Origin of the sequence: Thauera sp. (genome assembly GCF_034003485.1) — a bacterium.
Taxonomy (GTDB): Bacteria; Pseudomonadota; Gammaproteobacteria; order Burkholderiales; family Rhodocyclaceae; genus Thauera.
This window is the reverse complement of the sequence record NZ_JAVEYL010000017.1, coordinates 86790-97913: the sequence shown is the minus strand read 5'-3', so window position 1 is coordinate 97913 and position 11124 is coordinate 86790. Positions and strand designations below refer to the sequence as shown.

General features: G+C 67.8%; 12 protein-coding genes. 8 read left to right on the top strand and 4 right to left on the bottom strand.

What is annotated here, in order from left to right; all coding sequences use genetic code 11:
• Nucleotides 1–1082 (bottom strand): ATP-grasp domain-containing protein (locus RBT54_RS11475; RefSeq protein WP_320367192.1); only part of this gene is annotated, 1082 nt, incomplete at its 3' end.
• A gap of 312 nt (nt 1083–1394) precedes the next feature.
• Between RBT54_RS11475 and RBT54_RS11470 the strand changes: the two genes are divergently transcribed.
• The 7 genes from RBT54_RS11470 (at nt 1395) to RBT54_RS11440 (ending at nt 7874) form a co-directional block, all read left to right on the top strand.
• On the top strand, nt 1395–3233 hold the full coding sequence (locus RBT54_RS11470) for a methanol/ethanol family PQQ-dependent dehydrogenase (RefSeq protein WP_320367191.1): 1839 nt from the start codon (nt 1395–1397) through the stop codon (nt 3231–3233).
• Between the two features lie 110 nt (nt 3234–3343).
• Nucleotides 3344–3769: a cytochrome c gene (locus RBT54_RS11465; protein WP_320367190.1), complete on the top strand. Its 426-nt coding sequence runs from the start codon at nt 3344–3346 to the stop codon at nt 3767–3769.
• 26 nt (nt 3770–3795) lie between these two features.
• Complete coding sequence (locus RBT54_RS11460; protein ID WP_320367189.1) at nt 3796–4704, top strand: quinoprotein dehydrogenase-associated putative ABC transporter substrate-binding protein; 909 nt, start codon at nt 3796–3798, stop codon at nt 4702–4704.
• A gap of 61 nt (nt 4705–4765) precedes the next feature.
• A complete protein-coding gene (locus RBT54_RS11455) occupies nt 4766–5509 on the top strand; it encodes a hypothetical protein (protein WP_320367188.1) in 744 nt (247 codons plus the stop codon).
• Nucleotides 5510–5524: 15 nt separating this feature from the next.
• A complete protein-coding gene (locus RBT54_RS11450; protein WP_320367187.1) occupies nt 5525–5911 on the top strand; it encodes a hypothetical protein in 387 nt (128 codons plus the stop codon).
• 146 nt (nt 5912–6057) lie between these two features.
• Nucleotides 6058–7020, top strand: a complete 963-nt coding sequence (locus RBT54_RS11445; protein WP_320367186.1) for a quinoprotein relay system zinc metallohydrolase 2 — start codon at nt 6058–6060, stop codon at nt 7018–7020.
• 23 nt (nt 7021–7043) lie between these two features.
• On the top strand, nt 7044–7874 hold the full coding sequence (locus tag RBT54_RS11440; RefSeq protein ID WP_320367185.1) for a quinoprotein dehydrogenase-associated SoxYZ-like carrier: 831 nt from the start codon (nt 7044–7046) through the stop codon (nt 7872–7874).
• A 59-nt stretch (nt 7875–7933) separates the two neighbouring features.
• On the opposite strand, the gene RBT54_RS11435 is transcribed toward RBT54_RS11440, so the two are convergent.
• Nucleotides 7934–8503 (bottom strand): DUF3280 domain-containing protein, encoded by a 570-nt coding sequence (locus RBT54_RS11435; RefSeq protein WP_320367184.1) that lies wholly within the window; start codon nt 8501–8503, stop codon nt 7934–7936.
• A gap of 35 nt (nt 8504–8538) precedes the next feature.
• Here RBT54_RS11435 and RBT54_RS11430 point away from each other — a divergent pair, with 35 nt between their 5' ends.
• A complete protein-coding gene (locus RBT54_RS11430; protein ID WP_320367183.1) occupies nt 8539–9501 on the top strand; it encodes an MBL fold metallo-hydrolase in 963 nt (320 codons plus the stop codon).
• A gap of 14 nt (nt 9502–9515) precedes the next feature.
• On the opposite strand, the gene RBT54_RS11425 is transcribed toward RBT54_RS11430, so the two are convergent.
• Both RBT54_RS11425 and RBT54_RS11420 read right to left on the bottom strand, forming a co-directional pair.
• Nucleotides 9516–10436, bottom strand: a complete 921-nt coding sequence (locus RBT54_RS11425) for a beta-propeller fold lactonase family protein (RefSeq protein ID WP_320367182.1) — start codon at nt 10434–10436, stop codon at nt 9516–9518.
• Between the two features lie 124 nt (nt 10437–10560).
• Nucleotides 10561–11100 (bottom strand): SRPBCC family protein, encoded by a 540-nt coding sequence (locus tag RBT54_RS11420; protein WP_320367181.1) that lies wholly within the window; start codon nt 11098–11100, stop codon nt 10561–10563.
• Nucleotides 11101–11124 lie beyond the last annotated feature (24 nt).

The window sequence follows — 11124 nt, the reverse complement described above, 5'->3', positions numbered from 1 at the left end:
GCGCGGGGGATGTCGCAGCACCACGGCTGCCCGGCCAGCCAGGCCGCGCTCGCCTCGTCCACCTGCCCGCCGCGGCGCGCGAACACGGTCTCGAAGCCGCTCACGACGCCCCCGGTCGCCCCTTGCGTCGCGGCGCCGGCGCCTCGAGGAAATGCCTGCGCGCACACGGGCGCTGGCGCGGGCAGACGGCCCTTGCAAGCCTCGACATGCGCGCACATCAGCCCGTCCTCGAAGGCATCGCCGAAGAGCTGGATGGCTGCGGTCGGACGCGGATTCAGCTCCAGCAACCACGGCCGTCCCCCCGCATCGAGCACGAAGTCGATGCCATTGAGCCCGACGAGGCCGAGCGCCCGGGTCAGCTTCAGCGCGGCGTCCGCAATCCGCTCCGCGGCCGCGGACGGCAAGGCCACCGGCCCGACGCCGCCCCGATACACATACGGACGCCCGCCGAGCGCACGCACGATCTGGCGCGAAAAACCGACCACGCGCGCATCGCCCCCGGCGGCGACGAAGAGACACGAGAACGCCTCCCCCGCCACCCGACGCTGAAAATACGCGCCCGCCCCCAGTCCCGACGCGGGCGCTGCCTGCGCCGGGCGCACATGCCAGCCACCGCAGGCGTGTGCGTCCTTCACCAGCCAGGCGCGCGCATCCACCGGCCGGACGGCACTGAAGCCCGGCTGCGCAATGCCCAGCGTGTCGACCAGATCCGCAAACCCGGCCGGGCTGCGCACACGGCGCACCGTCTCCGGGCGGTTGCCGATCAGCGGCAGCACACTCGCGGCCTCGGCGAGCAGGTCGAGCTGCGCCTCGAATCCGCTGCCCGCCACCCAGCCGGCGACGTCGCCGCGCGCGCGCAGATCCGCAAGTGCAGCGAGCAGCGCGTCGCGGTCCATCGCCAGCCCGGCGCCACCGATGTGCACGCAGGTCTCGGCCCGCCGGCAGGTGTCGACATCGCCGAACACGTCGAGCGCAATCGGCAGGAAATCGCTGGTGTGCGCGCACTCGACCAGGCTACGGGCGGAGGTCGCGACCAAGGCCAGGCTCGCGCGCGGCAGACGCGGGAAAGGTGAGGTCGTCATCGCTGCATTCTGCCACTGGACGTCGATGCCGCCGCAGGGGTCGATCGTTGTGCCAAAAATGAGCACCTGCCCCAGATTTAAGCAGCGTGACCGCCCTGCCCGCCGCACCGGTGCGCACGCCCCTGAATACGCAGGCTGTACGCGCCATGAACGCGGGCTGGCACAAGCTTTGCATTGAGCTTCACAGTTTCAGAGCACCCGAGGCTCGCCGGCAACGGTGGGCATGCTGCAGCAGTAGTCCTCGTGTGCCGCGGCGGGGAGGCTCGGTTGGCGCGGCAAGACACCATCGTGTTTACAAGTGAGGAGACGACAATGAAACAATCAGGGAAACCCGCCCGCCGCAGCCCCCAACTGCTGGCCGCAGTATTGCTGGCCCTGCCCGGGCTCGCATTCGCGAACGCAGACCTCAAGACCAAGATGGACAACCCGGGCAACTGGGCCGCGCAGGCAGGTGACTTCTACAACCAGCGCTACAGCAAGCTCGACCAGATCAACAAGGACAACGTGGGCAACATGCAGGTCGCGTGGACCTTCTCCACCGGCGTGCTGCGCGGCCATGAAGGCTCGCCGCTCGTCATCGACGGCATGATGTTCATCCACACCCCCTTCCCCAACAAGGTCTTCGCGCTGGACCTCGACACCCAGAAGATCGTCTGGCGCTACGAGCCGCGCCAGGATCCGGCGGTGATCGCGCAGATGTGCTGTGACACCGTCTATCGCGGCCTGGCCTATGCCGAAGGCAAGATCTTCCTGCAGCAGGCCGACAGCACGCTGGTGGCGCTCGACGCCAAGGACGGCAAGGTGCTGTGGAGCGTGGTCAACGGCGATCCCAAGCTCGGCGCGGTCAACACCCAGGCCCCGCACGTGTTCGGCGACAAGGTCATCACCGGCATCTCGGGCGGTGAATGGGGCGTGCGCGGCTTCCTCGCCGCCTACGACATGAACACCGGCAAGCTGGCGTGGAAGGGCTACAGCACCGGCCCCGACGACGAGATGTTGATGGACCCCGAGAAGACGATGACCTGGACCGACGGCGAGATGAAGCCGATCGGCAAGGACTCGTCGCTCAAGACCTGGCAGGGCGACCAGTGGAAGATCGGTGGCGGCACCACCTGGGGCTGGTTCAGTTGGGACTCCGAATTGAACCTGGTGTATTACGGCACCGCCAACCCTTCGACCTGGAACCCCTCGCAGCGCCCGGGTGACAACAAGTGGACCATGTCGATCGTCGCGCGCGACCTGAACACCGGCGTCGCCAAGTGGGTCTATCAGATGACCCCGCACGACGAGTGGGACTACGACGGCGTCAATGAAATGATCCTCGCCGACATCAAGGTCAAGGGCAAGGACACCAAGGCGCTGGTGCACTTCGACCGCAACGGCTTCGGCTACACCATGGACCGCGTCACCGGCGCGCTGCTGGTCGCCGAGAAATTCGACCCGACGGTGAACTGGGCCTCGCACATCGACATGAAGACCGGCCGCCCGCAGGTCGTCGCCAAGTACTCCACGTCCAAGCACACCAACCCCGAGCACGGCCCGGACGTGAACGTGAAGGGCATCTGCCCGGCGGCGCTCGGCACCAAGGACCAGCAGCCGGCCTCCTTCGACCCGAACACCGGCCTGTTCTACGTGCCGACCAACCACGTGTGCATGGACTACGAGCCGTTCGAGGTCGACTACGTCGCCGGCCAGCCCTACGTCGGTGCCACGCTGTCGATGTACCCGACGCCCAACAGCCATGGCGGCATGGGCAACTTCATCGCCTGGGACGCGGGTGAAGGCAAGATCGTGCAGTCCAAGCCCGAGAAGTTCTCGGTGTGGAGCGGTGCGCTCAACACCGCGGGCGGCATCTCCTGCTTCGGCACGCTCGAAGGCTACCTGAAGTGCGTCGATGCCAAGGACATCAACAAGGAGCTGTACAGCTTCAAGACCCCGTCCGGCATCATCGGCAACGTGTTCACCTACACGCACAAGGGCAAGCAGTACCTCGGCGTGTTCTCGGGCATTGGCGGCTGGGCCGGCATCGGCATGGCAGCAGGCCTCGAGAAGGACAACGATGGCCTGGGCGCGGTCGGCGGCTATCGTGACCTGCAGAACTACACGCAGCTCGGTGGTTCGCTGACGATCTTCGCACTGCCTGACCGCTAAGCGTGTCGTCCGGCTGCCGCCGCACGGCGGCAGCCGGTGGCCAGCGCCCGTCAGGGCGCAAATTCAGCATGAGCGGACCACACAGAGTCCGCACCGAAGAGGAGTCCTTCATGAAACACAGGCAGTTCGCCCTCGCATTTGCCTTTCTCTGCTTCGGCAGTGCGACCCAGGCCCAGGACGCCAAGGCCGCGGCGGCCCAGACCGTCGAACCGGACAAACCGCTCTACACCGTCGTCGACGGCTACAAGGTCGACCCGGACACCCTGCAGGGTTTCCGGACCTGGCGCGCGGCGGCCTGTGACCGTTGCCATGGCGCCAACCAGGAAGGCATGGTCGGCCCCTCGCTGATCGAAAGCCTCAAGGTGCTGAGCAGGGACGACTTCGTCACCGTCGTGCGCGACGGCCGGCTCGCGAAGGGCATGCAGAGCTTCGGCGCCGACCCGCGCGTTATGGACAACATCGACAAGCTCTACGCGTACCTGAAGGGACGCTCTGACGGCGCCATCACGCGCGCCCGTGTGAGCGCTATCGAATGACGACCCAAAGCCTCAGAGGAGTTCACATGATCGAGGCTCGCCCCTGCCCCGCCCGCAAGCCCACTCGTCTGAGTCGGCACGCTGCCGGCGCAGTCGCCGCATGCTCGACTGCGTTGCTGCTCGCTGCTGCGCCTGCCGCCCACGCGGACGAAGGCAAGGCGGGCGGTCGAGATGCGCTGCGCGTGTGCCAGGACCCCAACAACCTGCCCTTCGCCAACGACAAGGAGCAGGGCTTCGAGAACCGCATCGCCGATCTGCTGGGCAAGCACCTCGGCGTGCCGGTCACCTATTTCAACTACCCGCAGCGCTTCGTGTTCATCCGCAACACCCTGCGCTACAAGGTTCCGGGCGAAGATTACCCGTGCGACGTGATCATCGGCCTGCCGGTCGGCTTCGACCAGGTGGCGGTCACCAAGCCCTACTACCGCTCGACCTACGCGATGATCTTCCCGCAGGGCAAGGGCCTCGACGATGTGAACAGCGTCGACGACTTCCTCGCGCTCGGGCCCGAACGTCTGTCGAAGCTTCGCATCGGGCTATACGACAAGTCACCGGTATCGCAGTGGATGGACCGCCACAAACTGGTCGATCAGGGCGTGCCCTACCAGACCATCAACGTCGCCATGGACCACTACGTCGGCGACATCATCGACAAGGACCTCGCGGGCGGGAAGCTCGACGTCGCCATCGTGTGGGGGCCGGTCGCGGGCTATTACGCCAGCAAGTTCAACCCGCCGATGAAGGTGGTGCCGATGAAGTCCGAACCGGGCGTGCAGTTCGACTTCGCCTTCGGCATGGGCATTCGCCGCGGCGAACCGGAATGGAAGGCGCAGATCGAGGGCTTCCTCGACACCCACCAGGCCCAGATCGCCGAGATCCTGAAGACCTACAACGTGCCGCTGGTCGAGGGTGACCAGAAGGTCGTCAGCAACTGAGCCGCGCGCACAGGACGACGCGCCCTCGGCGCCCGTCCTGTCACCGCATTGCAGGAAACCCATGCGCCCGAACATCCTCCCCGCCCGTCTCACGTCTCTCGGCCTGCTCGCCGCGATGCTTGTGCTGCCCGCCCTGGCGAGCACGGCGAGCGCGCAATCGGCCGCTCAGCCAGCCAACGCGCAGGACTACTCCGACGCGGAGCGGATCATCTTCATGACCGAGCACCTCGGCAAAGTCCAGCCGCCGCAGACGCTGGCCTACCGCTTCAACAAGCACGGCTCGCTGGAGGCGGACTTCGAGGACAAGGTCACCTTGCGCCTGTCCCCCACCGCGGCCGGCACCTGCTGCGATGGCGAAGCGGACTTCCTCAGCGCAGAGCGCCGGCTCACGCTGCCCGAGGTCGAAGGCGCGCGCGCCAACCCGGTGATCCTGTATTTTCTTGAGCATGACGTGCGCGACATGAGCCGGCTCACCAAGGGCCAGCAGAACCACTTCCGCAAGCGCATCCGCATGGCGATCTTCCAGGGCGCAAAGGTCGAAGAGCGCGCGCTCGAATACCTCGGCCGCCCGGTCAACGCCCGCCAGGTCCTGATCACCCCCTACGCGGACGACCCCAGCCGCGGCCGTTTCGAGCAGTACGCCGACAAGCACTACGTGTTCTGGCTGTCGGAGGAGGTCCCGGGCGGGGTGTTCGGCATGGCCAGCCGCATGAACGCCAAGGACGCCGGCGCCGAACCGCTGATCGTCGAGGAGATGTACCTCGAAGGCGCCACTCCACCCGACATCACGGCGCTCGCACGCTGAACAAGGAGACACACCATGAAAACCTGGAACAAGCCCCTCGCCGGCCTCGCCCGCACCACATTCACCCTCACCACGCTCGCCCTCACCAGCCTGCCCGCGCTCGCGAACGACTTCCCGACCACCGAGCGGGTGAGCTTCGTCCTCGAGTGCATGCGCGAACACCCCGGCACCGAGTTCGAGATGTCGAGCAAGTGCTCGTGCGCCCTTGATACGGTTGCCAGCGAGATCAGTTTCGACGAGTACCGCACGATGCACACCGCGGCGCTCGCCAACTCGATCAGCGGCGAACGTGGCGGCTACTACCGCGGCAAGCACTGGCGCGGCGAAGTGCGCAAGTACGACACCGTGCTCGCCAAGGCCAAGAAGGCCTGCTTCATCGACACCACCGCGGCCCGGCGCTGAGCACGCGCAACCACCCCGTGGGAGCGCGCTTGCCTGCGAATCCTGCATCCACAGGCGGGACATTCGCGGGCAAGCCCGCTCCCACGGGCCTGGAAAGCGCAAACCTCCACCGCGTCCACCCGCACAGCCCACCCAGCCGAGTCGACATGCCCCCCCGCGCCTGCGCCCTGCGCCGCTCGATCGCTGCCCTCGCGCTCGCATGGGCGGGCGTGTGCGTTGCGAACCCGGCGATCGAGCCGCTGCCGGTCGAGGAGATCGCCCCCGGCGTCCATGTGCACGCCGGACATCACGCCACCTGGCCCGGCGCACGCGGCGATGCGGTCGAGGGCGATGTCGCCAACCTCGGCTTCGTGGTCGGCGATCGTTGCGTCGCGGTGATCGACACCGGCGGCAGCCCGCAGCTCGGCCAACGCCTGCTCGCCGCCATCGAGCGCGCCACCGCGCAGCCGGTATGCTTCGTCATCAACACCCACGTCCATCCCGACCACACGCTGGGTAACGCGGCCTTCGCCGCGCTCGAACCGCGCCCGCGCTTCGTCGGCCATGCCCGGCTCAAGGCCTCGCTCGCGGCGCGCGCGCCCTTCTACCGCGAGGCGCTCGCGCGCGACCTGGGCGTCACTTCTGGCGAGGCGGACATCGTCTTTCCCGACCTCGAAGTCGAGCGCACGACCGAACTCGATCTCGGCGGGCGCCGCCTGATGCTGCAGGCCTGGCCCACCGCGCACACCGACAACGACCTCAGCGTGCTCGACGACGCCAGCGCCACGCTGTTTGCCGGCGACCTGCTGTTCGTCGGCCACCTCCCGGTGATCGACGGGCGGCTCATCGGCTGGCTCGAGGTCATGGAGCGTCTGCTCACCGTCGACGCCAGGCGCGTGGTACCCGGTCACGGCGCCCCCACCACCGACTGGCGGGCGGCGCTCGACAAGCAGCGCCACTACCTCGCCGGTGTGCGCGACGGCATCCGCGGCGCCCTCGCCGACAAACGAACCATCGCCGATGCGGTCGAAACACTGGCAGGCACCGGCACCAACGGCTGGCTGCTGACGGAGGACTTTCACCGCCGCAACCTCACCGCCGCCTACGCCGAACTCGAATGGGAAGACTAGGGCCTCCGGCCCGTGGAGGACGCATGAACACGCTCAAATCCCTGCTGCTCGCCGCGCTGGTCACGGTGAGCCTCACCGGCCCGGCGCTGGCACAGCAGAAGTCCGATCCCGACAACCCCGAGGCCAACGCCACCTGGCAGCAGATGCGCTCGGTGATGTTCCAGGATCGCGCGATCACCACGCCCGCCGACGCCGTCCTCACCCTCGAAGCGCCCGAGCGTGCGCAGGACGCCGCGATCGTGCCGATCTCGATCCGCACCCACGTCGAACAGCGCCCGGACCGCTACATCGAGCGCGTGTATCTGATGATCGACAACAATCCCTCGCCGATGGGCGCGACCTTCCACTTTGCGCCGACCAGCGGGCGCGCCGACATCGAGACCCGGGTGCGCATCGACGCCTACACTCACGTGCGCGCGATCGCCGAGATGAACACCGGCGAGCTCTACATGGCCACCCGCTTCGTCAAGGCCTCGGGCGGCTGCTCGGCCCCGCCGGGCAAGGACATGAGCGCAGCGATGGCGAGCCTGGGCAAGATGCGTTTTCGCGTCGAGGGCGAAGTCGAGCCCGGCAAGCCGGCGCTGGCGCAGCTGATGATCAGCCACCCGAACAACTCCGGCCTGGTCATGGACCAGCTCACCCGCATGTACACGCCCGCCTACTTCGTGCGCCGCATCCAGGTCAGCTACGCCGGCGAGCCCGTGCTCAGCGCGGATGTGGATTTTTCGATCAGCGAGAACCCGAACTTCCGCTTCTACTTCGTGCCGACCGGCGAGGGCGAGCTCAAGGCCGAGGTGATAGACACCAACGACCTGCGCTTCGAAACGGTGGTCAAGGTCGGCGCCGGCACCTGAGCACCCTCCCCGACGCCGTTTCCCCTATGCGGGAGCGGCAATCGGGGGCAGTGCAAGGCTCACAAGCCGTAGCGCGGGTTCGCCTTGCGCTTCTCGTCAATGTCGCGCACCAGGTAGCGGATGGCGCGAATCCAGCTCTCGTCGTTGTTGCCACGCATGTCCACCGACTTGACCAGCGCGACGCGGTTGGTCGCCACTTCGCGGATCTCGATGTTGACGTTGAGGATCAGGTTGCTGACCTTCTGCACCCAGCCCACCGCAACATACTGCGCGCCGATGCCGGTACCAATCTCGGCCAGGCAATGCGGGCAGCGATAAAGGAACTCGACACCGCCGCGCACGCGGTCGATCAGGGCCTGGTGGGGAGCGCTGTCCACGAGCGTATAGAGCCCGCGCTGCTGGATCTGGGCACGGAACTCGTCCTCGATCAACTTGAGCCGCGCCTGCTGGGCATCATGGCGACCGGCGTCGGGGTGATCCTCGAGCAGTTCGAAGCCGACCATGGCGAGCGTGGCCGGCGACGTGTCAGCCGCGCGGGCAGCAGGGCCGTAGGCGATGACGAGTGCAAGGAATGCGACAAGGGCCAGGCTGACACGGGCAAACGGATTGCGACGAACGATGGCGGTCATGAAATCTCTCCTCGGGATGGCAACGGGGCAAATGCATGAAGCAGGCTGAAACAAGCGTCCTTCGGCGCTGGGCGAATGGGCTCGCTGCCCTGCTCGTGCTCGCGACCGCGGCCTGCGGCGCGCGCGCGCAGGACGCACACACGCTGGCCGACGGCGTACATGTCTTCATCGGCGACACCGGCGAGCCCTCGCCGGGCAACCGCGGCCGTGTCGGCAACATCGGCTTCGTGGTCGGCGAAAGCGGCACGGTGATGATCAACGCCGGCGCGTCCTACCGCCACGGCCGCGCCCTGCTCGCGGCGGCCGAGCGCATCGGCGGCAAGCCGGTCGTGCTGGTGGTGATCACCCAGCCTGTGCAGGAATTCGTGATGGGCGCAGCGGCCTTCACCGACCAGGACATCCCGGTGCTGGCCCACCGCGCCAGCGCCGAGCTGATCACGGCGCGCTGCGAGAACTGTCTGCACAACTTGCGCCAGGTACTCGGCGAGGACGAAATGGCGGGCAGCCGTGTCCAGCCGCCAGACCGGCAGGTCGAGACCACCACGACAATCGATCTCGGCGGACGCCGCCTCGCGCTGATCCACCCCGGCTGGGCCAGCTCGCCCGGCGATCTCGTGGTGCGCGACCTGCAGAGCGGTGTCGTTTTCGCCGGCACGCTGGTGTCGGTCGGGCGCGTTCCCGAACTGCGCGATGGCGACCCCGCAGGCTGGCGTGCTGCGCTCGTCGATCTGCAGGCGCTGGCGCGCGCACAGGGAGACCACATCGTGCCCGGCTACGGGCCGCCCGTCTCCGCCGACGCGCTCGACGCCATGGGTGACTACATCGCCCAGACCGAGGCACGCGTGCGCAGCCAGTTCGACGCCGGTACGCCACTGTCGGCGATCGTGCGCGCTGCGCACCTGCCGCGCTACGCCGGCTGGGCGATGTACGAGCCGGTCCATGGCCGCAACGTGCAGCAGCGCTATCTCGCGCTCGAGCGCGCCACGCTCGCCGAGTGACGGGCACCGACCGCTCATGGCGCCGGCAACCGGGCGATGAACTGGCCGAAGGCGCGCGGACCGTCACCGGTGAGCGCCTCGCCGACCACCTTCAAGCTCGCGACGTCGATACGTGAAAGGCTGTTGTCGAACCAGTTCGCCACATACACGCTGGCCCCGTCGGCGGAGCTGGCGACGCCTTCCGGATATTCTCCGGTCGGCAGGTCGGCGATCTTCTCCCACTTGTCCAGATCGATCACCGACACCGTCCCCGCGTACTGATTGGTGACGAAGGCGCGTCCGCCGGCGAAGGCCACGGCATAGGGTCGCTCGCCCACCGCGACCGTGGTGCGCACCGCGCGCCGGGCAACGTCGATCACCGTGACCGCGTCCGCGCCGACATCGGTGGTCAGCACATGCGCGCCATCCGGCGTGAAGCCGATGCCGAAGGGGCGCGCGCCGGTCGGCACGGTGGCGAGCAGCGTGTTGTCGGCGGTGGAGAACAGCGACACCTGGTCGCTGTCGCGGTCGGCTGTAGCGAGCAGGCTGCCATCGGGCGATACCGCCAGCCCCGAGGGCGAGGCGCCGGTCTTGAGTTCAGCCGTCCGTGCGCCGGTGTCCGGGTCGACGACGAACACCCGCCCCGCATACCAGTCGGCAACGTACAGCGGCTTGCCCGCGGGATGGATCGCGATGCCCAGCGGCCCGCCCTCGAGCGCAATCTGGCGCAGCACGGCTGGCGGATCGGTACCGAGCACCGTGACGAAGGCGCCCTCCGGACTGCTGACGTACACATGGCGACCATCGGGCGCGGCCGCCACCCCGGCAGGCTTGCCGGAAACCGGCAGCGTGGCGAGCACCGCCATCTGCGGCAGCGCCACGACGGACACGGTCTGAGCCGACTGGTTGGTGACGAAGGCGCGCTCGTCCGCCTGAACCGCCGCGCAGGCGAGCAAGCCAGCCGCGAGTAAGGCGGACCGCAATCGCCGGGCCCGTGGGAGCGGGCTTGCCCGCGAATTGTGCGTTCTGATCCGCTGCTTTCGCGGGCAAGCCCGCTCCCGCGGGCCCCTCATCGTGTCCTCACTTCTCCATCTCCGCCTTCAGCGCATCGAGGCCGGTCTTGTACACCCCGGTCACCGCATCGATCGCGGCCTGGTCGTTCAACTCGGGCGGAGGATCGTTGTTCGGGAAGCCACGGTAGAAGGCGCCGCGCCACTGCACCTTGGACTTGCCCTCGCCGTCGGCGGTCACGGTGAGGTGCGAGGTGTAGTTGCTCACCGGCAGCACCTTCACGTCCACCTCGGTGATCTTGTAGGAGTAGGTCATGCCCTCGGCGTTGTAGCGGGTGAGCTGCTCGGCGATGGTCGGATCGCCCGCGGCCTTGAGCACCAGCACGCGGTTGGCGCCGACCTCGTTGCCGCCCTGGCCTTCGGTGCGCGCCACCACCGGGAGCCAGGACATGTCGTGGAAGTTCGCCACCCGCGCCCACACCTTGTCTGCGGGCGCGGCGATGTCGACCGTCAGCTCGACCTTCTGCCGGCTCGGCCCATGCGCCCAGGCGCTGCCGGCGAACACCGCGGACAAGGCCACCACCAGTACATCCCTGCGAGTCAGTTTCATGTTGTCTCCACCGTCGTTGTTGTA